25 protein-coding genes and 1 riboswitch are annotated in these 24,486 nt (G+C 73.9%); of the genes, 8 read left to right on the top strand and 17 right to left on the bottom strand.

From position 1 onward, the window contains the following. Positions 1-37 precede the first annotated feature (37 nt). The 3 genes from O4U47_RS18850 to O4U47_RS18840 form a co-directional block, all read right to left on the bottom strand. A complete protein-coding gene (locus O4U47_RS18850; protein ID WP_270679214.1) occupies positions 38-766 on the bottom strand; it encodes an endonuclease/exonuclease/phosphatase family protein in 729 nt (242 codons plus the stop codon). A gap of 62 nt (positions 767-828) precedes the next feature. Beyond that, positions 829-1,212, bottom strand: a complete 384-nt coding sequence (locus O4U47_RS18845; protein ID WP_270679213.1) for a hypothetical protein — start codon at positions 1,210-1,212, stop codon at positions 829-831. A 244-nt stretch (positions 1,213-1,456) separates the two neighbouring features. Continuing rightward, positions 1,457-2,059, bottom strand: a complete 603-nt coding sequence (locus O4U47_RS18840; protein WP_270679212.1) for a molybdopterin-dependent oxidoreductase — start codon at positions 2,057-2,059, stop codon at positions 1,457-1,459. 304 nt (positions 2,060-2,363) lie between these two features. Here O4U47_RS18840 and aroF point away from each other — a divergent pair, with 304 nt between their 5' ends. Further along, positions 2,364-3,404 carry a 3-deoxy-7-phosphoheptulonate synthase gene (gene aroF / locus O4U47_RS18835; RefSeq protein ID WP_270679211.1) on the top strand — a complete coding sequence of 347 codons (1,041 nt, stop codon included), beginning with the start codon at positions 2,364-2,366 and terminating at the stop codon, positions 3,402-3,404. Positions 3,405-3,503: 99 nt separating this feature from the next. On the opposite strand, the gene thiI is transcribed toward aroF, so the two are convergent. Both thiI and O4U47_RS18825 read right to left on the bottom strand, forming a co-directional pair. After that, positions 3,504-4,781 carry a tRNA uracil 4-sulfurtransferase ThiI gene (gene thiI / locus O4U47_RS18830; RefSeq protein WP_270679210.1) on the bottom strand — a complete coding sequence of 426 codons (1,278 nt, stop codon included), beginning with the start codon at positions 4,779-4,781 and terminating at the stop codon, positions 3,504-3,506. Positions 4,782-5,140: 359 nt separating this feature from the next. Next, complete coding sequence (locus O4U47_RS18825; protein ID WP_270679209.1) at positions 5,141-6,166, bottom strand: 6-phosphofructokinase; 1,026 nt, start codon at positions 6,164-6,166, stop codon at positions 5,141-5,143. Positions 6,167-6,377: 211 nt separating this feature from the next. Here O4U47_RS18825 and glpK point away from each other — a divergent pair, with 211 nt between their 5' ends. After that, positions 6,378-7,856 carry a glycerol kinase GlpK gene (gene glpK / locus O4U47_RS18820; RefSeq protein ID WP_270679208.1) on the top strand — a complete coding sequence of 493 codons (1,479 nt, stop codon included), beginning with the start codon at positions 6,378-6,380 and terminating at the stop codon, positions 7,854-7,856. Positions 7,857-7,910: 54 nt separating this feature from the next. Here glpK and O4U47_RS18815 read toward each other — a convergent pair whose 3' ends face one another. From O4U47_RS18815 to thiO, 6 genes are all read right to left on the bottom strand, one after another. Continuing rightward, the gene (locus O4U47_RS18815) at positions 7,911-8,501 is read right to left on the bottom strand and encodes a Uma2 family endonuclease (protein ID WP_270679207.1); all 591 of its coding nucleotides are present in this window, start codon (positions 8,499-8,501) and stop codon (positions 7,911-7,913) included. A gap of 74 nt (positions 8,502-8,575) precedes the next feature. Then, positions 8,576-9,286, bottom strand: a complete 711-nt coding sequence (locus O4U47_RS18810; RefSeq protein WP_408638993.1) for a response regulator — start codon at positions 9,284-9,286, stop codon at positions 8,576-8,578. A gap of 207 nt (positions 9,287-9,493) precedes the next feature. Continuing rightward, positions 9,494-11,506, bottom strand: a complete 2,013-nt coding sequence (pknB, locus tag O4U47_RS18805) for a Stk1 family PASTA domain-containing Ser/Thr kinase (RefSeq protein ID WP_270679206.1) — start codon at positions 11,504-11,506, stop codon at positions 9,494-9,496. A gap of 11 nt (positions 11,507-11,517) precedes the next feature. Continuing rightward, positions 11,518-12,360 (bottom strand): thiazole synthase, encoded by an 843-nt coding sequence (locus tag O4U47_RS18800; protein ID WP_270679205.1) that lies wholly within the window; start codon positions 12,358-12,360, stop codon positions 11,518-11,520. A 7-nt stretch (positions 12,361-12,367) separates the two neighbouring features. Next, positions 12,368-12,568 carry a sulfur carrier protein ThiS gene (gene thiS, locus O4U47_RS18795; RefSeq protein ID WP_270679204.1) on the bottom strand — a complete coding sequence of 67 codons (201 nt, stop codon included), beginning with the start codon at positions 12,566-12,568 and terminating at the stop codon, positions 12,368-12,370. Positions 12,569-12,571: 3 nt separating this feature from the next. After that, positions 12,572-13,807, bottom strand: a complete 1,236-nt coding sequence (gene thiO / locus O4U47_RS18790; RefSeq protein WP_270679203.1) for a glycine oxidase ThiO — start codon at positions 13,805-13,807, stop codon at positions 12,572-12,574. Continuing rightward, positions 13,806-13,916: riboswitch (TPP riboswitch) on the bottom strand. (Overlaps the previous gene by 2 nt.) A 103-nt stretch (positions 13,917-14,019) precedes the next feature. Between thiO and O4U47_RS18785 the strand changes: the two genes are divergently transcribed. Further along, positions 14,020-14,382, top strand: coding sequence for an Rv2175c family DNA-binding protein (locus tag O4U47_RS18785; RefSeq protein WP_270679202.1), 363 nt, complete (start codon positions 14,020-14,022; stop codon positions 14,380-14,382). Between the two features lie 352 nt (positions 14,383-14,734). Next, positions 14,735-15,391 carry a thiamine phosphate synthase gene (gene thiE / locus O4U47_RS18780; protein ID WP_270679201.1) on the top strand — a complete coding sequence of 219 codons (657 nt, stop codon included), beginning with the start codon at positions 14,735-14,737 and terminating at the stop codon, positions 15,389-15,391. A gap of 519 nt (positions 15,392-15,910) precedes the next feature. Here the strand turns inward: thiE and O4U47_RS18775 are convergent. Further along, a complete protein-coding gene (locus O4U47_RS18775; RefSeq protein ID WP_270679200.1) occupies positions 15,911-16,924 on the bottom strand; it encodes a MerR family transcriptional regulator in 1,014 nt (337 codons plus the stop codon). Further along, positions 16,918-17,724, bottom strand: coding sequence for a HEAT repeat domain-containing protein (locus O4U47_RS18770; RefSeq protein WP_270679199.1), 807 nt, complete (start codon positions 17,722-17,724; stop codon positions 16,918-16,920). Before O4U47_RS18770 ends, O4U47_RS18775 begins: the two co-directional genes overlap by 7 nt. 343 nt (positions 17,725-18,067) lie before the next feature. Here O4U47_RS18770 and O4U47_RS18765 point away from each other — a divergent pair, with 343 nt between their 5' ends. Further along, complete coding sequence (locus O4U47_RS18765) at positions 18,068-19,702, top strand: long-chain fatty acid--CoA ligase (protein ID WP_270679198.1); 1,635 nt, start codon at positions 18,068-18,070, stop codon at positions 19,700-19,702. Between the two features lie 274 nt (positions 19,703-19,976). On the opposite strand, the gene O4U47_RS18760 is transcribed toward O4U47_RS18765, so the two are convergent. The 4 genes from O4U47_RS18760 to O4U47_RS18745 all read right to left on the bottom strand — a co-directional run bounded on the left by O4U47_RS18760 (position 19,977) and on the right by O4U47_RS18745 (position 23,042). Continuing rightward, entirely contained in the window at positions 19,977-20,864 is an 888-nt protein-coding gene (locus O4U47_RS18760) for an SDR family oxidoreductase (protein ID WP_270679197.1), read from the bottom strand. A gap of 45 nt (positions 20,865-20,909) precedes the next feature. Continuing rightward, positions 20,910-22,181 (bottom strand): DUF418 domain-containing protein, encoded by a 1,272-nt coding sequence (locus tag O4U47_RS18755; protein ID WP_270679196.1) that lies wholly within the window; start codon positions 22,179-22,181, stop codon positions 20,910-20,912. A gap of 193 nt (positions 22,182-22,374) precedes the next feature. After that, complete coding sequence (locus tag O4U47_RS18750) at positions 22,375-22,602, bottom strand: hypothetical protein (RefSeq protein ID WP_270679195.1); 228 nt, start codon at positions 22,600-22,602, stop codon at positions 22,375-22,377. After that, positions 22,599-23,042, bottom strand: a complete 444-nt coding sequence (locus O4U47_RS18745) for an ATP-binding protein (protein WP_270679194.1) — start codon at positions 23,040-23,042, stop codon at positions 22,599-22,601. The genes O4U47_RS18750 and O4U47_RS18745 overlap by 4 nt, the downstream gene beginning before the upstream one ends. Before the next feature lie 222 nt (positions 23,043-23,264). Between O4U47_RS18745 and O4U47_RS18740 the strand changes: the two genes are divergently transcribed. The 3 genes from O4U47_RS18740 to O4U47_RS18730 all read left to right on the top strand — a co-directional run. Further along, the gene (locus O4U47_RS18740) at positions 23,265-24,074 is read left to right on the top strand and encodes a helix-turn-helix domain-containing protein (protein WP_270679193.1); all 810 of its coding nucleotides are present in this window, start codon (positions 23,265-23,267) and stop codon (positions 24,072-24,074) included. Beyond that, on the top strand, positions 24,071-24,265 hold the full coding sequence (locus O4U47_RS18735) for a DUF397 domain-containing protein (protein ID WP_270679192.1): 195 nt from the start codon (positions 24,071-24,073) through the stop codon (positions 24,263-24,265). The genes O4U47_RS18740 and O4U47_RS18735 overlap by 4 nt, the downstream gene beginning before the upstream one ends. Positions 24,266-24,295: 30 nt before the next feature. Continuing rightward, a partial coding sequence (locus O4U47_RS18730; protein WP_270679191.1) for a DUF397 domain-containing protein occupies positions 24,296-24,486 on the top strand: 191 nt, incomplete at its 3' end.

The following is a 24,486-nucleotide window of genomic DNA, read 5'->3' as shown; positions in this document are numbered from 1 at the left end:
GCGCGGCCGGGCGGGAGGGGCCCCGCCCTCCCCGGGGTCAGCGCTCCGTGCGCGGGTCCGGGGCCAGGTCGGCGATGACCGGCCGGTGGTCGCTGGCCGCCCGTACGTCGGCGCGGGCGAGGTCGTCCACGGGCACCCCCGAGCCGAGGACCCGGAGGCCCGGGCCGGTGAAGACGGCGTCGATCCTGCGGCGGGGCCGACGCGCGGTGAAGGTGCCTGCCTCCCCGATCGGGGCCGCGGCACCGGCGTCGGACAGCTCCGCGGTGATGATCCGCCACGCCGCGCCCCCGGGTGTGCCGTTGACGTCTCCCGCCAGGACGCGCGGGGCCCCGCCCGCGAACCGGCGCAGGTGCTCCAGGGCCTCACGGGCGTGGTCGCACCGGGCCGACTCCTCCAGATCCAGGTGGGTGGAGGCGACGGCGACGGTGTGCCCGCCGATCTCCAGCAGGGCGGCGGAGACGGCGCGGCGGTGCAGGCCGCGGCGCCGGGTGAGGAGCGTGTGCCGGGCGTCCAGGACGGCGACCCCGGGCCGCACGAGCACGGCGAGCCCGCAGGAGCGCCGGTCCACGGCGGGGACCAGGCCCGTCGCGCGCCGCAGGGCCCACCGGTGCAGCCACCAGAGGAGCAGCCGCGGCGCCTCTTGGAGACAGACCACGTCGGGGCCGCACGCGCGGATCACCCGGTACAGGGCCGGACGCGAGTCCCGCATGGCGCGGATGTTGTAGGTGAGGAGCCGGAACCGGGTTCCGGCCGGAGTCGCTTCCACACCCGTGGTCTACCCCGGAACGCCGCCTCCGCGCCGCAGAGGCGGTGGTCGCCGCGGGAAGGTCATCCTTCCGTGCCGATGAGGGCGTCCACCCATTCCGGCCGCGTCACGGCCGCGAGGAGCAGCGCGGCGTCGATCGCGACCCCGAAGATCAGCCGGGTGGTCCAGAACAGGACGATCAGCAGTGCGGACACCAGCGAGGCGGCCGCGGCGATCTGCGGCCAGGCGGGGGCGAGGCCCGGCACGCCCCAGACCGCCAGCCCGAGCAACGCGAAGCCGAGCACCGTCAAGGCCATCAGGGCCAGGCCGACGGGGCGCCGTGCCGCCCGGGGCAGCCACGACCGGTCGAACGAGAACTCGGGGGTGTCCGCGGCCAGGTAGAGGAGGTGGACGAGGCCGTGTGCGATCACCAGCAGCCCCACCACGATCCGGAGGACGAGCAGCATCGGCGGCCTCCCTCACCGTCCGGCGGCCCGTCCGCGGTCCCGGCGGACCCCTACCGGGCCGGACGGCACCAGGATCACCTCCGCGCCGTCGGGTACGGCAGAGCCGTCGGACCTGAATTCGGGGGAACGCCGTCCTGAGGCGCCGCCGGGCGGGGGACCGGCAGGGGGCGGCGCCGGGCCGGGCACCACCGCGCATCCCCGGCGGTCTCCGGGAGCGGAGCCGGAACCGGCCAGGGGGCCGGCCTCAGATCAGCGGCGGTCCGTCGCCGGGGTCCTCCTGGTAGGAGTAACGCTGCTCCGACCACGGATCGGCGATGTTGTGGTACCCGCGCTCCTCCCAGAAGCCGCGGCGGTCCGAGGTCAGGTACTCGACCGCCCGCAGCCACTTCACGCTCTTCCAGCCGTAGAGGTGCGGCACCACCATCCGGATCGGGAACCCGTGCTCCGGCGTCAGCTCCTCGCCCTCGCGGTGGGTGGCCAGCAGCACCCCGTCCCGCAGGAAGTCGTCCATCCGCACGTTGGCGCTGTAGCCGTACTCGGCCCACAGCATCACGTGCGTGGCCTCCGCCGCCGGTGGGGCCGCCTCGACCAGGTCCGCCGACGACACCCCCTGCCAGCGCACGGCGGGAATGGTGAATCGCGTCACACAGTGGAAGTCCGCCACGCACTCGCTGCGCGGCAGCCCGCAGAACCCCTCCCAGGTCCACCGGTGGCCTGCGGGATCCTCGGTGGCGCCGTACACGCGCAGGTCCCACCGGTGCGGCCGGAAGCGGGGCACCGGGCCGTAATGGACCGCGGAGTGGTCGCGCGGTATGTACTGCCCCGGCGGCAGTCGATCCTGCGCCAATCGAACCCCCTCATGCGGTGCCGCTGCGGCCTTTCCGCCATCCTGCCAGCCCCCGCGCCGCGCCGGGCGGCTGCCCCGGGTGTGCGGCGGCGCCCCCGCCGTGCGCTATAGTCGCTCACATGCAGCACAGCTTTTGGCGCTTTTATGGCTACCGGCCCTTGGCTTGGACGGTCGCCCGCCTAGCGCTGCGCTGAGACGGACGTTACGAAAGAAGCCCCGGGCCGGTCGGCCCGGGGCTTCTTCGCGTCTCAGGGTCCGCCGCCCCGGCAACCGCCTCCGACCCCGACGCCGAAGGAAACTGGACATGGTCATCGTCATGGCGCCCGACGCCTCCTCCGCCGATATCGACGCCGTCGTCGACCTCGTCGCCACCGCCGGCGGCGAGGCCTACGTGACGCGCGGCGTCAGCCGCACCATCATCGGGCTGGTGGGGGACGTCCGGCACTTCGAGACGCTGGACCTGCGCGCGCTTCCGGGGGTGAGCGACGTGCTGCGCATCTCGGCGCCCTACAAGCTGGTGAGCCGGGAGAACAACGCCGAGCGCTCCCTGGTCACCGTGCGCGGGGTGCCGATCGGCCCCGGGTACACCACCGTCATCGCCGGGCCCTGCGCGGTGGAGACCCCCGAGCAGACCCTGCAGGCGGCGCGCATGGCCGCCGACGCCGGGGCCTCGCTGCTGCGCGGCGGCGCCTACAAGCCCCGCACCTCCCCCTACGCCTTCCAGGGCCTGGGCGAGGCCGGGCTGAAGGTCCTGTCCGACGTGCGGGACGAGACCGGCCTGCCGGTGGTCACCGAGGTGGTCGACGCCGCCGACGTGGAGCTGGTCGCCTCCTACGCCGACATGCTGCAGATCGGCACCCGCAACATGCAGAACTTCGCCCTGCTGCAGGCCGCGGGCGAGGCCGGGAAGCCGGTGCTGCTCAAGCGCGGCATGAACGCCACCATCGAGGAGTGGCTGATGGCCGCCGAGTACATCGCCCAGCGCGGCAACCTCGACATCGTGCTGTGCGAGCGCGGCATCCGCACCTTCGAGAAGGCCACCCGCAACACCCTGGACATCAGCGCGGTCCCGGTCGCCCAGGACCTGTCCCACCTGCCGGTCATCGTCGACCCGTCGCACTCGGGCGGCAAGCGCTCGCTGGTGCTGCCGCTGTCCCGCGCCGCCCTGGCCGTGGGGGCCGACGGGGTCATCGTCGACGTGCACCCCCGGCCGGAGACGGCGCTGTGCGACGGCCCGCAGGCCCTCGTCGAGTCCGACCTGGCCGAGCTGCGCGACGCCGCCCAGACGCACGCGGCCCTGCTGGGCCGCACCCTGGCGGAGGCCCCGGTCCCGGCCGCGGTCTGACGCCGGGCCGGGCCGCGGGGCCGGGCCGCCGTCCCGCCGTCGCCGCCTCCGTGGCGGAGGGACGGCGCGGTGGGACGCCGGCTCCGCCCCCGCTCCGGCTCAGACCTTGGCCGGGGCGGCGTCGCCGAGGAAGCTGGGCCGGTGCAGCTGCGTGTTGGCGGCCAAGTGCTCGGCCAGCTCCTCCACGTCCAACCGCTTCTCGATCTGGCGCAGGTCGGTGATCTTGGCGGCGGTCTCCACCTGGCGCGGGGTGAGCAGGGTGCAGCAGTCCTCGTCGGGCAGCTCGGAGATGGACAGCGTGCCGATCGCCCGCGCCTGGTCCATGATCTCGGTCTTGTCCATGCCGATGAGCGGCCGCAGGATCGGCACGTCCACCGCGTCGTCGAGCGCGGTCAGGTTGGTCATGGTCTGGCTGGACACCTGGCCCAGCGCGTCGCCGGTGACCAGCGCCTCGGCGCCCAGGTCGTCGGCGAGGGCCTCGGCGGTCTTGAGCATGAGCCGCCGCTGGGCCACGATCTGCAGCTTCTCCGCGCCCGAGCTCTTGAGCTGCTGCTGGGCCTTGCCGAACGGCACCACGAACAGCCGCGAGCCGACCTGGAACCGGTCGAGCTGGCGGACCAGGCTGTAGGCCTTGTAGATGGACTCCGGGCCGGTGAAGGGCATGCCGGAGAAGTGCAGGAAGTCGACCTTGAGGCCGCGCCGCATCATCCGGTGGGCGGCCACGGGCGAGTCGATGCCGCCCGACATCAGCACCAGGCCGCGCCCGCTCATGCCCACCGGCAGGCCGCCCTGGCCGGGCATGCCGTCGGTGAAGACGAACACCTCGTCCTTGTCGACCTCGATGAAGACGGTGTTCTCCGGGCGCTTGAGGTTCACCGGCAGGCCGACGGCCTCCTTGATGCGGGCGCCGACGGTCCCCGCGATCTCGGAGGAGGTCATCGGGAAGCGCTTGTCGCGGCGGCGGGCCCGCACGGCGAAGGTGCCGGTGCGCCCGGCCATCGAGCGCAGGGCGATGTCGGTGACCGCGTCGATGTCCTTGGCGATCCGGCGCACCTGGTGCACCCAGACCACGCCCATCACCGAGCGCATGCGCTCGGCCAGCTCGGCGACCTTCAGGTCGGAGGCGCCGGGCATGCGCAGGATGATGACGCCGGCGCCGCGCTGGGTGAGCTTGACCTCGCCCAGCCCGCGCGCGGCGTTGCGGATGTTGTTGTGCAGGCGGCGCTCGAAGAGCTTGCGGTTGCTGCCCTTGAGCACGATCTCGCCGAGCTTCATCAGCACGCACAGTTCGCCCAGCCCGGAACCGGCACCCGCCGAGCCGGAGGCGGTGGTGCCCTCGGGCGCGGTTTCGGGGGCGGGGTCGGACGTGACGGCCATGGCGGCATCTCCAGGTGAGGGTCGGAAAGCGGTCGGTCGGAGGGCCCTCGCGCGGGGGTCCACGCTCCGATCCCTCCAGTATCCGCCACGCGGGCGACCGGTCGGAACGGGCGGTGCGGCCGGGGCGGCCGGGAGCGGGGGAGCCCTCTCCGGAAGGGGACAACCCCTTCGGGGCCGATTGTCTTCCCTCCGGGAGCGCGGCGCCTCCGCCTTTCGGGCCGCGGCCGTTCCCGCACGGGGCCGGGACGCGGAAGGGCCCCGCGCCGCGGCGCGGGGCCCGGGGAGGCGCCGTCGTGTCGAGGGGGCGCTCCCGCAGAGGAGGGAGGCCCTCCGGGGCGTCCTGAGGGGGAGGGGCGCCCTCAGCCGAAGAAGACCTCGGCCTCGGCGTAGCGCTCCGGCGGGACGGTCTTGAGCTTCTCGGTGGCGGCCGACAGCTCCACCCGCACGACGTCGGTGCCCTGGAGGGCGACCATCTTGCCCCAGTCGCGGTCGCGCACCGCGTCGATCGCCTGGACGCCCAGCCGGGTGGCCAGCACCCGGTCGAACGCCGACGGCGTGCCGCCGCGCTGCACGTGCCCCAGCACCACCGACCGGGACTCCTTGCCGGTGCGCTTCTCGATCTCCTCGGCCAGGCGCTGCCCGATGCCGCCCAGGCGCACGTGGCCGAAGCTGTCCTTCTCGCCCGTGGACAGCTCCATCTGCCCGTCCTTGGGGTGGGCGCCCTCGGCCACCACGATGATGGGCGCGTACTCGGTCTGGAACCGGCTCTCCACCCAGCCCACGACCTCGTCGATGTCGAAGGGGCGCTCGGGGATGAGGATCGCGTTGGCGCCCGCGGCCATGCCCGAGTGCAGGGCGATCCACCCGGCGTGCCGCCCCATCACCTCCACGACCAGGGCGCGGTGGTGCGACTCGGCGGTGGTGTGCAGCCGGTCGATGGCCTCGGTGGCGATGTTGACCGCCGTGTCGAAGCCGAAGGTGTAGTCGGTGGCGTTGAGGTCGTTGTCGATGGTCTTGGGAACCCCGACCACGTTGACGCCCTGTTCGGTGAGCTGCGTGGCCACGCCCAGGGTGTCCTCCCCGCCGATGGCGACCAGGGCGTCGATGCCCAGCCCCGCCATGTTGTCCTTGACGCGCTCGACACCCCCCTCGATCTTCATCAGGTTGGTGCGGGAGGAGCCCAGGATGGTGCCGCCCCGGGGCAGGATGCCGCGCACGGCGGCGCGGTCGAGCTCCATGGTGTCGCCCTCCAGGGGGCCGCGCCAGCCGTCCCGGAAGCCGACGAACTCGTATCCGTAGTCCTTGATGCCCTTGCGGACAACGGCGCGGATGACGGCGTTCAGGCCCGGGCAGTCTCCGCCGCCGGTCAGAACCCCCACTCGCATACGCCTGCTCCTCGTCGTGTTGCCGTGTGCAATGCCGTGCGTTTCGACCCTTGACCTCGCGGTCCGCTGACGTCAGCCTAACGGCAGCGATGTGACCGGCATCACGGGAAGCCCTGCACCCCGGCCGCTGCGGCGGCTCGGAGGGGTGCGGCCGCCTTCCACCGCCCACATGGTCTAGACCATAGTCGCCGAAAGCACTGGAGGCCAGCAGATGACCGTGCTCACCATCGACGCCGGAACGACCGGCGTCACCGCCCTCATGGTCGGAGAGGACGGCCGCGTCCTCGCCCGCGGATACCAGGAGTTCGCACAGCACTACCCCGAGGCCGGTTGGGTCGAGCACGTCCCCGAGGAGATCTGGCAGGCCACCCTGGCCGCGTGCCAGAGCGCCCTGGACGCGGCCGGTACGCCGCCCACGTGCGTCGGCATCACCAACCAGCGCGAGACCGCGGTCCTGTGGGACCGCAAGCGCGGCTCCTCGCCCCGCCGGGCCATCGTGTGGCAGGACCGCCGCACCGCCGACATCTGCACCGAGCTGCGCGACGCCGGGCACGAGGACCGGGTCACCGAGGTCACCGGCCTGCGGCTGGACCCCTACTTCACCGGCACCAAGCTCACCTGGATGAAGCGCCACGACCAGCGGGCCTGGGGCGGGGTGGAGAGCGGCGACACGGCGATCGGCACCGTCGACTCCTACATCATCTCCCGCCTGACCGGCGGTGCCCGGCACGTCACCGACGCCAGCAACGCCTCCCGCACGCTCCTGTACGACCTGCGGCGGGGCGCCTGGTCGGAGGAGATGTGCGCGCTGTTCGGGGTGCCGATGTCGGCGCTGCCGGAGGTGGTGCCCTCCTACGGCACGGTGGGCGAGACCTCGCCGGAGGAGTTCCTGGGGCTGCGCCTGCCGGTGTCCGGCATCGCCGGGGACCAGCAGGCCGCCATGTTCGGGCAGAACTGCTACCACCCGGGCTCGTCCAAGTGCACCTACGGGACCGGCTCGTTCATCCTGGTCAACACCGGTACCGAGGCGGTGGCCCCCGAGCACGGGCTGCTCAGCACGGTGCTGTGGCAGCACCCCGACGGCCGCCTGGAGTACGCGCTGGAGGGCTCCATCTTCGTCACCGGCGCGGCGGTGCAGTGGCTGCGCGACGGGCTCGGGCTGATCGACACCGCGCCGCAGTCGGAGGGGCTGGCCGCCAGCGTGCCCGACTCGGGCGGGGTGGTCTTCGTGCCCGCGCTGACCGGGCTGGGCGCGCCCGACTGGGACCCGCACGCCCGCGGGTCGATCTTCGGCATCACCCGCGGCACGGGACGCGCCCACCTGGCGCGGGCGACCCTGGACGCGATCGCCTTCGAGGTGCGCGACGTCGCCGAGGCGATGGAGCGGGCGTCCGGCACCAGCCTGCCGGAGCTGCGCGTGGACGGCGGGGCCTCGGCCAATGACCTGCTCTGCCAGATCCAGGCCGACCAGCTCGGGGTGTCGGTGGCGCGGCCGCAGGTGCAGGAGACGACCGCGCTGGGGGCGGCGTTCCTGGCGGGCCTGGCCACCGGGGTGTGGTCGTCCACGGACGAGCTGGAGCGGACCTGGAACCTTGACCGCAGGTTCGAGCCGGGCGCGCGCGACGACGCGCAGTACCGCAGGTGGAGGACCGCCGTGGAGCGTTCGAAGGGCTGGGCCGAGCTGGGGTGAGGCGGGAAGACGGGTGAGGGCGGGCGGGTGCCGGGAGGCGTTCCGCCCGCCCCGTCAAGAGTGCGTGGCCGCGTCGGTGCGTCCGTACGTGCGGAAGCGCGATGTGTCCAGCTTGAACCCGAAGGGCTCGGGAATCCTCACGCCCTTGCCGAACGGAGCGGTCACGTTTTCCGTGTAGTGCCCGTGCTCCGGGGAGAAGTACAGGGTCGTGGACGCCTTGATCGGGTCGACCAACAGGTACAGCGGTATCTCTGCGGCCGCATAGATGCCCAGCTTCGCCACACGGTCGTTGTCCGCGTTGGAACGGGAGACGACCTCCGCCGCCAGGATCACGTCATCCGGGGAGACGAAGTGGTCCTCGACGTCCAAGGCGGGCTCTGGTGCCACGAAAAGGTCGGGGATGGTGCTCTTGAGGATGTGGTGCATCCTGATCTCAAGGTGCACCTCGGTTCCGTACCCCGCTGGAAGGTGGGATTGGAACTGCCACAGCATCTCCATCACCGTGCGCTGGTGCTTGCCGATGGGGGGTGGCGACACGGTGATCTCCGCTTCCCTCAAGATCTCCGCGCGATAACCCCTGGGGACGTCGAGCTCGTCCAGCGTCTTGAACAGGTCGACCGCGCTGTCGGGTGTCGTGACTGTCACTTCCGGCCTCCGTGCCATGAGTACCGTCCCCAGGATTGTCGTGCACCGTTCACCGGTCCCGCAGGGTTTTCAGACTACTCGTCGAGGTTCCTCTCGATCGCGTAGCGCACCAGCTGGGCGCGGTTGTGGAGCTGGAGCTTGGTGAGGGTGTTCTGGACGTGGTTCTGCACCGTCCGGTGCGCGATGCCCAGCCGCGACGCGATGGCCTTGTACTCCAGTCCCTTGGCCACCAGGCGCAGCACCTCGGTCTCGCGGCGGGTCAGCTCCGGCGCGGGGTCCTCCTCATCGGCGGGGGAGGGGTCGGCGGCCAGGCGGCGGTACTCGCCCAGCACCAGCCCGGCCAGGCCCGGCGTGAACACGGCCTCGCCCCGGTGCACCCCGCGCACCGCCTCCAGCAGCTCCTCGCGCCCGGCCGACTTGACCAGGTAGCCGGTGGCCCCGGCCTTGACCGCGTCCAGCACGTCGCGGTGCTCCCCGCTCGCCGACAGGATCAGCACCCGGGGGGCGGGCCCGTCGGCGCCGTCCCCACCGGCCAGCAGCCGGGCGGTCACCTCCACCCCGGACAGGTCGGGGAGCTGGAGGTCCAGCAGGACCACGGTGGGTCGCGCGGCCGGGGCCACGCGCAGCGCCTTGGCGCCGTCCCCGGCGGTGGCCACCACCTCGAACCCGGCCTCGGACAGGTCCCGGGCGACCGCGTCCCGCCACATCGGGTGGTCGTCGACCACCATCACCCTGACCTGCCGCCCGTCCCCGGGCGCGGTGCCCGCCGCGTCGTCGCTCTCCATGCCGGGCACCTTAACGGCGCAGCGTAACGGCGGGGTAGCGCGGGCGCGCCCGGAGTGTCCGGGGCGCCCCCGGCGGCCGGGGAGGTGACGCGCGCGGCCCGGCACCGATGGGCGGTGCCGGGCCGGGGAGCGCGGTCGGGAGCCGCTGTGGCCGGGGGCGGCCACGCGCACCCGGCCGGTCGGACGCGGTCAGCCGAACGGACCTGCTCAGCCGAACGGGGTGACGATCAGCTCGATCTCGTCGCCCTTCTTCGCCTTGCCCTTGGGGTTGTAGTCGGCGACCCGGTCCCCGCCGAGGATCTTGGTGACCTTCACCTTGAAGCCCAGCTCCTCGAGCTGCTTGCGCGCCTGGCCGACCTTCTTGCCCCGCACGTCCGGGATCTCGATCTCCTTGGGCCCGCTGGAGACGGTGATGGTGACCCGGTCCCCGGTGCCCACGGTGGTGCCCCCGCCGGGATTCTGCGACATGACCTCCCCCTTGGGGACGTCGTCGCTGGGCTTGGACTCCACGGCGACCGTGAGGCCGGCCTGCTCCAGCTCGCTGCGGGCCGCGTCCTGCTTCTTCCCGGTCACGTCCGGTACGTCGAACCCGGCACTGACCGTCAGGTGCACGGCGCCCTCGCGGTCGGCCATCTCCTCGGGCTCGGGGTCGGTCGACAGCACCGTGCCCGGGGCGGCGTCCCGCGACTCGGACTCCTCCTCCTCGACGGTGGCGAACCCGGCGTCCTCCAGGGTCTTGCGGGCGTTCTCCACCGGCTCGCCGGTCACGTCGGGCAGCTCCACGGTGCGCGGCCCCTTGGAGAGCTGGAGCGTGACCGTCTCGCCCGGCAGGATCTGCTCACCGATGGCCGGGGACGCCTTGCCGACCTGCCCCGGGTCGGCGTCGTCGCTGTAGACCTCGCCGTCGGCGAGCGACATCTTCAGCCCGGAGTCGGCCAAGAGCGCCTGGGCGGCCTCCTGGTCCTTGCCGACGATGTCGGGGACCTCCGTGTAGCGCCCGGCGAAGTACCACCAGCCCGACCCCAGGAGCACGACCGCGAGCACGCCGGCGACCACCGCCAGCACGCTCTTGCGGCGCCACAGCGGAGCGGCCCCCGGATCGTCGTCGTACGCGTCGTAGCCGTCGAATCCGCCTTGGCCGCCGCCCGACTGCACGATGAGCGTGTCATTGCCGCCGCCTGCTCCCCCTGGCGGCGGGCCGACGACCGCGGTGTGCGACACGGCCGCCTCGGGAGGCGGACCCTGCGGAGCGGTGCCGCCCGCCCCGTTCCCGGGTGGGCCAGCGGGAGGGGCCTCCGGCGGAGGCGGTGCTGCCGCCGCGGCCCCCGCGCCCGCCGCCGCGGCCGCGAACGAGGCGTGCGGGCCGCTCTCGCCCCCGCCGGTCGCCTGCAGCAGCAGCGCGTGGAACTGCGCGGCGTCCCCGGGGCGGTAGCGCGGGTCGCGCTCGGTGGCGCGCGCCACCAGGTCGTCGATCGCCTGCGGCACCCCGGCGACCATCCGCGAGGGCCGCGGCACGTCCTCGTTGACGTGCTTGTAGGCCACCGCGATCGGGGTGTCGCCGGTGTGCGGCTGCTCACCGGTGAGCAGCTCGTAGAACATCACCCCGGACGCGTACACGTCGGAGCGCGCGTCGGAGGCGCCCCGCTCGATCTGCTCCGGCGCCAGGTAGGCGGCGGTGCCCATGAGCGTGCCGGTCTTGGTCATGCCCTGCCCGGCCGACTCCACCGCGCGGGCCAGCCCGAAGTCGGCGACCTTCACCCCGCCGTCCTCGGTGAGCAGCACGTTCTCCGGCTTCACGTCCCGGTGCACCATGCCCGCCTGGTGCGCCGCGCCCAGCGCCGACAGCACCGGGCCCATGACCCGCGCCGCCTCGGCCGGGCCGAGGCGGCCCATCGCGGTGAGCACGTCGCGCAGGGTCCGCCCCGGCACGTACTCCATGGCCAGGAACACCGTGCCCTGGTCCTCTCCCTGGTCGAAGACCTGCACCACGCTGGGGTGGGAGAGCTTGGCCACCGAGTGCGCCTCGTTGATGAAGCGCCGCACGAAGTCCGGGTCCTGGGCGAGCGACGGGTGCATGACCTTCAACGCGAGGCGCCGGTCGAGCCGCAGGTCGTGGGCGAGGTACACCGTGGCCATCCCGCCGCCCGCGACACGCGACTCGACGACGTAGCGACGGTCGAGCGTCGCACCGATCAGCGGGTCGGGAGTCGTACTGTCCACGGGAGGCGAGTCTACGGGTGATCGGCCGGAGGGGACGAAGCGTGCGCGTGGCGCCGGACCGGGATGCGCCCGGCGAGGCGGGCGGCACGGCCCGCGGCGACGGCGTCGCGCATCGCGCGCGCCATCAGCACCGGGTCCTGGGCGCGGGTGACCGCGCTGGCCAGCAGCACCGCGTCGCAGCCCAGCTCCATGGCCTGGGCGGCCTCGCTGGCGGTGCCGATGCCGGCGTCCACGATCACCGGCACGCCCGCCTGCTCGACGATCAGCTCCAGGTTGTGCGGGTTGCGGATGCCCAAACCGGAGCCGATCGGGGCGGCCAGCGGCATCACCGCCGCGCAGCCCACCTGCTCCAGGCGGCGCGCCAGCACCGGGTCGTCGTTGGTGTAGGGCAGCACGGTGAAGCCCTCGTCCACGAGGCGCTCGGCGGCGTCGAGCAGCTCCACCGGGTCGGGCAGCAGGGTGCGCTCGTCGGCGACGACCTCCAGCTTCACCCAGTCGGTGCCCAGGGCCTCGCGGCCCAGGCGGGCCGTGCGCACCGCGTCGGCGGCGGTGAAGCACCCGGCGGTGTTGGGCAGCGGGGCGATGCCGTTGCGGTCCAGCACGTCCCAGACCGAGCCGTCGGAGCCGGGGGCGACCCTGCGCATGGCGACGGTGGTCAGCTCGGTGCCCGAGGCGGCCAGCGCCTCCTCCAGCACGTGCATGGACGGGGCGCCGCCGGTACCGGTGATGAGCCGGGAGCCGAACCGGCGGCCGGCGATGACCAGCGGGTCGGCGGACCCGTTCGCGGCGGTGCGGGCGTCGGGGGCGGCGGCCTCGGGCGCGCCCTGGGCGGTGGCGGTGCGGGCGGTGGTCATGGGTCGGTCAGCCTCCCTGGACCGCGGTGAGCACGTCCACGCGGTCGTTCTCGGCGACAGGGGTCGCGTCCCAGGTGGCGCGCGGCACCACCTCGTCGTTGAGCGCGGCGGCCACGCCGCCCTCGGCCCGGGTCAGGCCGCGCACCACGTCCCCGACGGTGGTTCCGGGGCCGACGGTGCGCCGCTCCCCGTTGACGGTCACCTCCATGCTTCAGGACTCCTCTCGGTCGCGTCCGTCGTGTCCGCCGGGGGCTCCGGCGCCCCGCCCGGGGCCGTCCGCCCGCGCCCCCGGGGCGAAGCGGGCCGCGGCGAAGGGGAGCGCCTCCTCCGGCAGGGCCTCGCCCAGCAGGGCGGCGGCCATGGCGTCGGCGGTGGCGGGGGTGAGCAGCACCCCGTGCCGGTGGTGCCCGGCGGCCAGGTGCAGGCCCGCGGGAGCGGGCGGGCCGAGCGGGCCCAGCAGCGGGCCGTTGTCGGGCGAGCCGGGGCGCAGGCCCACGCAGGCCTCGGCGATCTCCAGCTCGCTGACGCCGGGGACCAGCTCGTGGGCGTCGCGCAGCAGCTCGTACACGCCGCCCGCGGTGAGGCGGGTGTCCCGGCCCCGCTCCTCCTGGGTGGCGCCGAGCACGATCTCGCCGTCGTCGCGCGGCACCAGGTACACGGGGGCGCCCTTGACCAGGCCGCGCACCGTGCGGGTGACGACCGGCTCCTCTCCCGCGGGGGTGCGCAGCCGCAGCAGCTGGCCCTTGACCGGGCGCAGCGGGGGCAGCACGCCCTCCGGCAGTCCGCCGATGTCGGCGGTCCAGGCCCCGGCGGCCAGGACCACACGGTCGGCGGCCAACTCGGCGCCGGAGGCCGTGCGCAGGCCGCGCACCGCGCCGCCCGCGCACAGCACCTCGGCGGCGCGGTCGGCGACGAACACGGTTCCGCGGGCGGTGGCGGCCCGGCGCAGGGCGGCGGCCAGGCGGCGCGGGTCCACCGAGTGGTCGTCGGGGGCGTGCACGCCGCCGCGCACGTGCGGGGCGAGCATCGGTTCCAGGCGGCGGCACTCGCGGGAGGTGATGCGCTCGGCCTTCAGGCCCAGCCGGGACTGCAGCTCGCCCAGGTCGGCCAGGCGGGCCAGGTCGTCGGTGTCGAAGGCGATCTGCAGGGTGCCGCGGGCGCGGTACCCGGCCGGGGCGCCCGCGTCGGCCTCCACCTCGGCGACGAAGGAGGGGTAGCGGTCGCGCGAGGCGGCGCCCAGGCGCATCAGCCCCTCCTCGCCGAAGACCGCCTCGGTGGCGGGGGTGAGCATGCCCGCGGCGACCCCGGAGGCGGCGGCGGGTTCGGCGGAGGGGGCGACGACGGCGGTGCGCAGGCCGCGGCGGGCGGCGCGCCAGGCGGTGGCCAGACCGATCAGGCCGCCCCCGGCGACCACCGCGTCGAACGGGCCGGACGGGTGTTCGGGCATGGGTTCTCTCACCGCTCCCTTCGCCGGTATGACCCGGATCAGGTTCGTGCGGTCGGGGGCGGCAGCCCCCCTCTCAGCCGGGTCCCACCCGGCTCCCGCGGGGACGTCGCCATCCCGGCGGTGCGCCGCGGATGACGTGCCCCATCCTAGTCGGCGCGCCCCGGCGTGCTCGAGGCGCCCTGGATGTCCGGAGGCTGTGGCACATTGGGTTCGTGACTGAGAAAGACAACGGCGCCGGCGACCTGGTCGGTGACTGGATGACCCTGAAAGAGGCGGGCACGGCGCTGGGCGTCGGCCCGAACCGCGTCAAGCAGTACATGCGCGACCACCGGCTGCTCGGCGTGAAGCGCGGGGGAGAGGTGATGATCCCGGCCGCGTTCATCTCGGGCGGGGACGTCGTCAAGGGGCTGCCGGGGACCCTGACCCTGCTGGCGGACAGCGGCTTCTCCGAGGAGGAGGCGCTGGAGTGGCTCTTCACCCCGGACGACACCCTGCCGGGCACGCCGGTGCAGGCCCTGGTGGAGAACCGCGGGACGGAGGTGCGGCGCAGGGCGCAGGCGCTCGGCGCCTTCTGAGGCCGCGCGGGCGTGCGCCTTCCCACGGGCGCGCGCCCCGGTGGCCCGCTGACGCGGTGGTCCGCACGGGCGGGCCTCGCGCCCTGTGTCCTGCGCGGCCGCCGTGGTTCCCGGGGCGGCAGGGGCATGGACGAGAGGCGGCCGCCGGAGCGGCGTCGTCTCCGTCGGCCGGGGCCGCCGTCGGCCGGGGCCGCCGTCGGCCGGGGCCGCCGTCGGCGGGGCGCCGCCCGCGCCTTCCGCCGGGTCCGCCGAAGGCCCCTGCGGCCAGGCCGGCCCGAGTGGACCGAGACCGCACCGCTTTCGGCTCCACTGCTCCGCTCGCGGCGCGGCGGCGCACCGCTACCCTGGCCGGATGAGCGACAGCTTGCGCGAACGCCTGGACGGCGCCCGCCTGTACCTGTGCACCGACGCCCGCCGGGAGCGGGGCGACCTGGCCGCGTTCCTGGACGAGGCCCTCGCCGGAGGTGTGGACATCGTCCAGCTCCGGGACAAGGGCCTGGAAGCGCGCCAGGAGCTGGAGGCCCTGGAGGTCATGCGCGAGGCGTGCGCCCGGCACGGGGCGCTGCTGGCCGTCAACGACCGCGCCGACATCGCGCGCGCGGCGGGTGCGGACGTGCTGCACCTGGGGCAGAACGACCTGCCGGTGCCGTACGCGCGCGAGATCATCGGCGATGGGCCCCTCATCGGCCGGTCGAACAACAACGCCGATGTGGCGGCCGCGTCGGCCAAGGAGGCCGGAACGGACTACTTCTGCGTCGGCCCGACCTGGGCCACCCCCACCAAGCCGGGACGCCCGGCCGCCGGGCTGGAGCTGGTGCGCCGGGCCGCGGAGCTCGCGGAGGGGCGCCCGTGGTTCGCCATCGGGGGCATCGACGCGGAGAACCTGGGCGAGGTGCTGGAGGCCGGTGGCCGCCGGGTGGTCGTGGTCCGCGCGATCACGGAGGCGGAGGACCCCCGGGCAGCCGCGGAGGACCTGAAGCGGAGGCTGGAGGAGTACCCTCTGTCCTGATCGTGACCCGCCCGCCCGTGAAGCCGGGGCGGCGCCCCGTCCACGGCCCCGGCCGGGCGGAGGGTCGGCGGGGTGTGGGGTGGAGGGCGGCGACGACGCAGGCCAGCACCCCACCCCGCAGCGCTGTCGAGTGCGTCGCGTGTGCGTGGTCGCCGTCGATGGCGGCGACGGCAGAAGCGGGGCGGTTCCCCGGCCCTGCTTGCCGGGCGGCGGGCTGCTCGCGGTCCGGGTGAGCGGCTGGGCAGGTACCCCGCTAACGGTCCCCGGCCGGGCGGCAGGCCACGGGGGTCAGGGGGCCGGGGCTGTCGGCGTTCGCGGCGCCCGCCGGGCGACGGGCGGCACATACCGGGCACGGGAGCGGGGCTCGGGCATCCTGCGCCGTGAAATCGGCGCTTTCTGGTGGATGCAGGTGTCGATTCCACCACCCAATCCGCCCCTGCACCCCTCGCCCGCCCCCTCGGCGATGATCTCGACAATGGTGCTGTCATTCCGGCGGTTTTGACAGCACCATTGTCGAGATCATCGCCGGATAGGGGCGCACCCCGCTCGAAGGGCGGAGGCGACCAGGGCGACGGCGCTGTCGTCATCGTGGGTCAACCCGCGCAGGATCTCCCGGGCCGCTTCTCCCGGGAGTTCGACCAGCGCCTGGGTGAGGCGGATCCGTGTGGCGGTGTCCGCTCCGGGTGTGGCGAGTTCGTCGGTGATGGCGGCCGTGATCCGCTCCGCGCAACCGGCGTCCCGGGACAGCACCCCCAGGACCTCCGCGGCCTCCACGTCGTTGGCGCCCTCGACCACCATGGCGACGAGCTCGGGCACGGCGGCGGCCGCGCCCTGCCTGCCCAGGGCCAGGGCGGAGTGGCGGCGCACCGCGGCGTCCGGATCCCCAAGGGCCTCCTCCAGAACCGCGGACGTGCCCGGAGCCCCGGGCATCGCGGCGATCGCCTGCACCGCGCGCCGCCGGACGCCGACGTCCTGCGAGCGCGCTCCGGCGGCCAGTGCCTCCGCGGCGTCGCCGCCCGACCGCGCGAGCGCCCAGCGCAGGGCACCGGCGACGTGCGGGTCGGACTCCTCCAACACCGCCTTGGCCAGCAGCTCGGCGGGGACCGGCACGTCCTCCGAGCGGGACAGGACGGCCTGGTTCCGGCGCGCGGGGCTCGCCGAGTCGAGCCCGCGCATGAGCTCGACGGCGCGCAGCACGTCCTGCCAGCCCCCCGGCGCCGACGTGCCGATCGCGCGGAGCCGGTCGAGCAGCTCCTGCTCCCGGGCCAGTCGCGCCTCCGTCACCCGGATGAGGTCGGCGACCAGCGCGGCCGGGGCGAAGGCCGGGTCCTCCAGGGCGCGCCCGATCTGCTTGAGCGACAACCCGAGGGACCGCAGGCTCTCCACGTGGAAGATCCTGCGGACGTCCTCGGCGGAGTACTCGCGGTAGCCGCCGGCGGTGCGGCCGGTCGGCCGCACCAGCCCCAGGGCGTCGTAGTGCCGGAGCATCCGGGTGCTCACCCCGGACCGGCGGGCGACCTCGCCGATCAGCATTCCCGGGCCTCCGGCGCCGGTGCGGCCCCTGCCGGGTCCACCTCTGCCGGGTCCGCCGTGTCCGCCCCTGCCGCGGGTCCTGCGGCCTCCGGCGCTCCGGCGTCCACCGACGCGGCCGCTGCGGCGGCAGAGGCGGCCCGTTCCGGGCCGAGCAGGACGACGCGCTCGGCCTCTGCGAGGGCCGCGTCGAAACCGCTGTCCGGGTCCTGACGCAGCCGCTCGGTGGCGCGGGCGTGCGCGGCCGCCTCCGGGTCGGGGCTCTCCGCGGCCTCCGCCAGGAGGGGCGCGGCCGCCTCGCCGAGCTCCACCAGGGCCCGGCTCAGGCTCAGCCGGACGTCGCGGCCGCCCCGGCCGAGCTGGCGGACCAGTTCACCGGCCAGGCGCCGCCTCTCCTCCCCGTCCTCGGGGGCGAGGGCGGCCGCGACGCGCCACGCGGTCCGCGCGACCTGGTCGTTCGCGTCGTGCAGCAGGTCGCGGGTGATCCAGGGCCAGGTGTCCGCGTCACCGAACTTCGACAGCAGGTGCAGCGCCTGGCTCCGGGCCTGCGGGCGCTCGGCCCCGAGCTCCCGGCGGATCCGGGGCAGGGCGGTCTTCGCCGGGAGGCGGATCAGCGCCCAGGCCAGCATGTCCCGCACGAAGAAGTCGGGCTCGGCCGCGCACCGCTCGACCAGCGTGTCCAGGAGCGCGGGGTCGGGGTTCGACCCGAGCGCGAGGGCCGCGCGGAGCCGGACCGACCGGTCCCCGGCGGACAGGGCCTCGGCCATGCGGGTGTGCTGCGGTGTCGTTCCGGTCGTTTCCATGGGGACCACCTCCGACGCCCCAGTGAAGACCTTGTCACGGTGTCAAGGTCAAGCCTGCGGTCGGCGGGTCGGCGGATCCGCAGGCCGAAGGGGGCTTTTCGGGGCCCTCGGGGGACATCGGGGGAGGTGGGGCGCCGTGCGCGCACCGTCGTGCCAGGGCGGGGCCGACCCCTCGGAAGGCCTCCTCTCCCTCGGGCCCCATGGGCCGCAGAGCCGCCTCCACCCTCTCCTAACACTGTTAGGTAACGATTGCCGGGCACGCCTGTACGTGGGCCCACAGCGCTCCTAGGTTCGGTGACACGCATCACACGGGCCGCCGTAGCCGGGAGCGAGGACAATCACCATGCGCAGCACGATGCAGGACGTACCGCTGTCGATCGGGGACCTGGTCCGCTACGGGACCACCGTCCACGGCGACGCCGAGGTGGTCACCTGGACCGGGGGCGAGCCGTACTCGGCCACCTACCGGGAGGTGGGGCGCCGGGCCGCGCAGCTGGCCCACGCCCTGCGCGAGCTCGGCATCACCGGCGACCAGCGGGTCGCCACCTTCCAGTGGAACAACCAGGAGCACCTGGAGGCCTACCTGGCCGTTCCGGCCATGGGCGCGGTGCTGCACACGCTGAACATCCGGCTCCACCCGTCCCAGCTCGCCTACATCGCCGACCACGCCGAGGACGAGGTCGTCATCGTCGACGCCAGCCTGGTGCCGCTGTTCGCCCCGCTGCTGCCGAAGCTCAGCACCGTCCGGCACGTCATCGTCGCCGGGGACGCCGGGGCCGACCTGTCGGCGCTGGACGCCGACGGGGTGCGGGTGCACCACTACGACGCCCTGATCGAGGGCCGTCCGGAGGAGTTCGACTGGCCCGTCGTCGACGAGCGGGACGCCGCCGCCATGTGCTACACCTCCGGCACCACCGGCGACCCCAAGGGCGTCGTCTACAGCCACCGCTCCATCTGGCTGCACTCCATGCAGGTGTGCATGAGCGACGGCAAGGGGCTGAGCCAGGGGGACAAGGCGCTGGCGATCGTCCCGATGTTCCACGCCATGTCGTGGGGCCTGCCGTACGCGGCGATGATGGTCGGCCCGTCGCTGCTGCTGCCCGACCGGTTCCTCCAGCCGGCCGCCATCGCCGACATGATCCAGGTCGAGCGCCCCACCATCGCCGCCGCGGTGCCCACCATCTGGCAGGGCCTGGCAGCCGAGCTGGAGGAGCGCCCGCGCGACGTGTCGTCGCTGAACCGGGTCGTGGTCGGCGGTGCCGCCTGCCCGCCGTCGCTGATGCGGGTCTTCGAGGAGCGCTTCGGCGTGCCCGTCGTGCACGCCTGGGGCATGACCGAGACCTCGCCGCTGGGCAGCGTCGCCAACCCGCCGACCGGGACCGAGGGGGAGGAGCGGTGGGCCTACCGCCTCTCCCAGGGGCGGCTCCCGGCCAGTGTGCGGGGGCGCCTGGTCGGCGACGGCGGAGAGGTCGTGCCCAACGACGGGAAGAGCGTCGGCGAGCTCCAGGTGCGCGGCCCGTGGATCGCGGGCTCCTACTACAAGGACACCGACCCCGCGAAGTTCGAGGACGGCTGGCTCCGCACCGGCGATGTGGGCACCCTCAGTCCCGACGGGTTCCTGACGCTGACCGACCGCGCCAAGGACGTGATCAAGTCCGGCGGGGAGTGGATCTCGTCGGTGGAGCTGGAGAACCGGGTCATGGAGCACCCCGCGGTCGCCGAGGCCGCCGTCATCGCCGTGCCCGACCCCAAGTGGGACGAGCGCCCCCTGGTGGCCGTGGTGCTCCGGGACGGCCACACGGCCGACGCCGCCGAGCTGCGCGCCCACCTGGCGGACCGGGTCGCCCGCTGGCAGCTCCCGGAGCGGTGGGCCTTCATCGCCGAGGTCCCCAAGACCAGTGTCGGCAAGTTCGACAAGAAGACCCTGCGCAAGGAGCACGAGGAGGGCGGCCTGAAGGTGGTCGAGGAGAGAGGGTGAGCACGGCAAGGGCGCACCCTTGAGGGCGGAGAGGGGAGCGGCGCGGCCGCTCCCTTCGCCAGCACGCCGGGGCGCGCGACACGTGGACGGGGACCGGGGACCCGCGGGGCCGCCTGGCGGAGGCGGCAGGCCGACCACGTACGGTCGTGTCCCCGTGCGCCCGGCATGGGGCCGTGGCGCGGATCCCCCGTCGATCTCGGGGAACCCGGCATGTCCGTTGCAATCCCGGCTTCCCTGGGACCGACAAGGGCGCGTCCGCCCGTCCGCGTGGGCCCTAAGCGGGTTCGACGTGGTTCAAGGCGCTCGGGTGCTTGCGCAGGTAGCCCTCGATCGTCTGGGCCGGATGGCCGGTGATGTCGGGCACCGCAGGGGAGACCGTGTCCAGCTCCCCGGCCGCGACGGCCGCGTACGAGCTCGCCCAGCCCTCGACCGCCCACTCCGGGGCCCCGGTGGCGCGCCGGGACTCCAGCGCCTCCTCCCAGGTCTCCGGGACGTACCGGACGGTCCTGCCGGTCAGCGACGTCAGCCGCCCCGCCGTCTCGCCCAGCGTCACCGCCTCCGGCCCCGTCAGGTCGTAGGCGCGGCCTGTGTGGGCGCCCGGCTCCAACAGCACCTCGGCGGCCACGTCCGCGATGTCGTCGCGCGCCACCCAGGCGACGCGGCCGCTCCCGGCCGGACCGCGCACCACCCCGTGCTCGTCCGCCCACCCCGGCAGCAGGTCCAGGTACAGGGACGGGCGCAGGAAGGTGTGGGCCACCCCGGTGGAGCGGATGTGCGCCTCGGTGAAGAAGTGGTCCCGGGCGAAGGTGAACACCGCCGCCGGGCCGGGGTTGAGGAACGACAGGTAGACGATCCGCCCCACCCCGGCCTCGACCGCCGCGTCCACGGCGGCGATGTGCCGGTCCACCCGGTCGGCCGACTCGGTGGCCGAGACCAGGAACAGGGTCGTGGCGCCCTGCAGGGCCCTGCGCATCGCGGTCCGGTCCTCGTAGGCCGCCATCGCCGCCGAGGCGCCGGGCAGCTCCGGGGCCCGGTTCAGGTCGCGCACCACGAGCCGCTGCGCCGCGCCCCGGCGGGCCAGCCGCGCGGCGACCCGCCCGCCCACCGAACCGGTCGCCCCGGTGACGGCGATGGACTCCGTTGTTGCCTGATCGTCACCCATGGCGCCATTTTCACCGCTTTCCCCCTCCGGCGCACGAACCGGAGCTCAGCGCGTCGTGGAACCCGCATCGGCCGGGTCGGCCGTCGTGCGGCGGTAGGCCAGGCGGCGCAGCGCGACCTCGGCCGGGCCGCGCTTCCCGGCCCGCTCCAGCAGCACGGCGAAGGCCAGCGTGGCCAGCCAGACCCCCACGGCGAACAGCGCCATGGCCGCGCTGCCCAGATGGGCGCCCAGCCCCAGGCCCCACGCGGACAGGATCGGGGCGCACAGCACCGACTGCCCGATGTAGCAGGACATGGAGCGCTTCCCGACGGCGGAGACGGCCGTTCCGACCCGCCCCAGGGGGCGGCCCCGCAGCCGTGCGCCGATCAGGCCGAACAGGGCGACGTACCCGATACCGCCGACCAGGCCGGTCGCCAGCTGGACGGGCCAGAAGACCCACGCGGCGGCCTCAGGCACCGCGAGCAGGCCGAGGTGGTGCAGGGCGCTCGGCAGCGGTCCGAGCCACCCGACCGCGATGCCGACCACCGCGGTGCGGCGCAGCAGCGGCAGGTGGTTCCACGGCTCTTCGAGGATGCGGCGCCGCGCCGCCCAGAAGGCGAGGACGATCGCGACGGGGACGGCCACGCCGACCACGCCCTGGCCGATGACGATCAGCGGCCAGTACGCGATGCGCAGCACCGCCGCCCACAGGGGGTTCTCCTCGGCGATGGGCGCCATCATGAAGGCGGAGTCCGTGGCGGGCGAGGTCGCCGCCTGCCCGTCTTCCGGGCCGGCCGCGAAGGAAGCGCCCACGACGGAGAGGACGGCCAGAAGCACGAGCAGGCCCGTGCCGATCCCGGCCCAGGTGAGCAGGGTGCGGTCGGAGCGCCGCAGGAAGAGGGCGACGAGGACGAGGCCGACGAGCCCGTAGGCGCCGATGATGTCGCCGTACCACAGGAGCAGCGCGTGCACCGCGCCGAAGGCGATGAGCAGGAGGTTGCGTCTGCGCAGCAGCGCGCGGGCGTCGGCCTCGGAGACCCCTGCGGCCTGCTGGCGCAGGTAGAGCTGGACGATGCCGTAGCCGAAGAGGAACGCGAACATCGGATAGACCCGGAGGTCGGCGACGACGATCAGCACGGCGCTCACCGCGCTGTCCAGCGTCCCCTCGTCCATGGGGTGGTTGCTGCTCGACGAGTGGGTGGTGGCCCACAGGTAGATCGGGGTGTTCGCGAGCGCGATCAGCAGCAGCATCATCCCGCGCGCGAGGTCGGGGGCGGGCGCGCGCTCGACGGACCGCGACGGTCCGCGGAGCGGTACCGGGGGCTGGTTCTCGTTCATGGCCGAGTCCTTCAGGATGTGGGGAGTGACGGCGTCGGCGTTTCCCACATGCTCGCGGCATCCCGGTGCGGAGGTATCCCCCGCGAAGGCGATATCGCCCTCCCCACGGGGGAGGAGGGCGCGCCCCGCCACACGGCCGACGGCCCTCCCCGCCGAGGAGGAGGGCCGGGGAGAAGGGCCCGGGGGCCGCCCGTCACAGGCCGTGCGGATGGGCTGTGGGAGCGGCGGAGCGCCAGGGGGTGGGCAGGAGCCCGCCCGAGCGAAGGTGCTCGTCGAGGGCGGTGAAGGCGGCATCGGCGGTCCGCTGGGCGGCGATGCGCTCGCCGACGTGGCGGCCGCGTTCTCGGAGGGCCTCGGAGACCGCGTCGTAGAGGGCGTCGGCCCGCTCGGTGGCCGGGTCGGGGCGGTGGACCGGGCTCATCGGTCCTCCCGTGGGTTTTGAGTGGGGAGGGTGAAGTAGACGCCGCGCACCCGGCCGTGGACCAAGGGGCCCCATTCGGAGGTGAGGGCCGCGACAAGGGCCAGACCGCGCCCGTGGACGGCGTCGGGGGCGGCGAGCACGGGGCAGGGCGCGGTGGCGGCGCCTCCGGCGTCGTGGACCTCGAAGCGTACGGATGCGGGGCCGGGGTGGATCTCGACGGTGACGGATCCGCCGGGGCGCCCGCTGAGGGTGTGCAGGACGGCGTTGGTGACGGTCTCGCTCACCAGGAGTTTGGCGGTTTCGGCGGTCTCGGAGGGGAGCCCGAGGCGGGCGGTGAGCGTGGCGGCCGCCCAGTCACGGGCCTGCGCGGCGGCCGTGAGTTCACCGGGAAGGCTGCACCGGAATACACCGGGATGTACGTGAACCGGCTCTGTCGTCATTATCTCAGGTGTAATGTTCTCCATGGTCCTCACCGGGCGTCCTTTTCGCTGTCACTGGTGGGGATCGGCCCTGTCCGGTACGGGATTACCGGATGGGGCCTTTCTTGTGTCCTCTTACACTGCCCGGAATGCGCTCTGACCTGCTATACCTTCGACCAACTTCGACCCTGGCCGTACCAGTGGGGTGGACGGCAGTGTTCGTGCCGTGCTGATGTGTAGAGCATGGTGGGAAAGAACAGTGCGCGGTGGGCGCGGATCGGTCGTCAGATACGTGCCGAGCGGGAGAAAGTCGGAATCCCGTTGACGGACCTCGCCGGGGCGACCGGTATATCGGCGGCGATGCTGAGCGCGATGGAACGCGGAAAACGCGGGATCAAACGGTCGCACGTCGTGAAGATCGACGCGGCTCTCGGCACTAAAAAAATCTTGGAGACGGCGTGGGACGGCTCGGCCGAAAGCGACCTGCTCCCGCCCTGGTTCCAGCAGGCCGCCCAGCGGGAGCGGGCCGCGACCGAGATCCGGCAGTACTCGCTGTCGGTCGTGCCGGGCCTGGTACAGACCGAGGACTACATGCGGACCCTGCTCCGTTCCGGGCTCCCCAATGCCCCGGCGGCCAAGCTCGAAGAGCTGGTGCAGGCGCGCAGGGCCCGGCAGCGGCTCCTGGAAGGAGAGGCGCCTCCCCGGCTCCTCCTGATCCTCGATGAGACGGTCCTGCGGCGGCCCGTGGGCGGGCGTGCGATCATGAGGAACCAGCTCGACCGCCTCATGGAGGTGGCGGACTGGCCCTACGTTTCGGTGCAGGTCGTGCCCTTCGCCACTGAGCACCACCCCGGGCTCTCGAACGGGTTCGTCCTGTATCGGGTGGACGGCGGCTACCTGCTCTGGTTGGAGACACGGCGCTCGGGAACCGGCACCCAAGACGCCGAAGCGGTCGACGACTACCTGCGGCTGTTCGGGGACCTCCAGGGCGCGGCGCTTCCTGCGGCGGAATCGCTGAAGCTGATCACGGAAATCCGAGGAGAGTTCGAATGACGCCCCCCGTCCTGACCTGGCGCAAGTCCAGCTACAGCAACGACACAGGCGGTGAGTGTGTGGAGTTCGCCCCGATCCCCGAGGGCGGGGCGGCCGTCCGGGACACGCAGAACCGCAGAATCGGCTACCTGTCCTTTCCCTCCGGGGAGTGGGCGGCGTTCCTGCGTGAGGTGGCCTCCGACCGCTCCTGAGGTGACCGTGGCTATTCGAGGAGAGTTCGAATGACGCACTCCGCCCTGACCTGGTGCAAGAGCAGCTACAGCGGTGGGAACAACCCCAACTGCGTCGAAGTGGCGAGACCGGGGGCGCAGCAGGCCGCCTATGTGCGAGACAGCAAGCACCCTCACCTCGGCCACTTGTCCTTTCCCTCCGGGGAGTGGGCGGCGTTCCTGCGTGAGGTGGCCTCCGACCG

It is taken from the genome of Nocardiopsis suaedae, assembly GCF_027706745.1.
GTDB lineage: Bacteria > Actinomycetota > Actinomycetes > Streptosporangiales > Streptosporangiaceae > Nocardiopsis_A > Nocardiopsis_A suaedae.
Note: the sequence above shows the minus strand (reverse complement) of the source record. Positions and strands in the feature narration are given on the sequence as shown.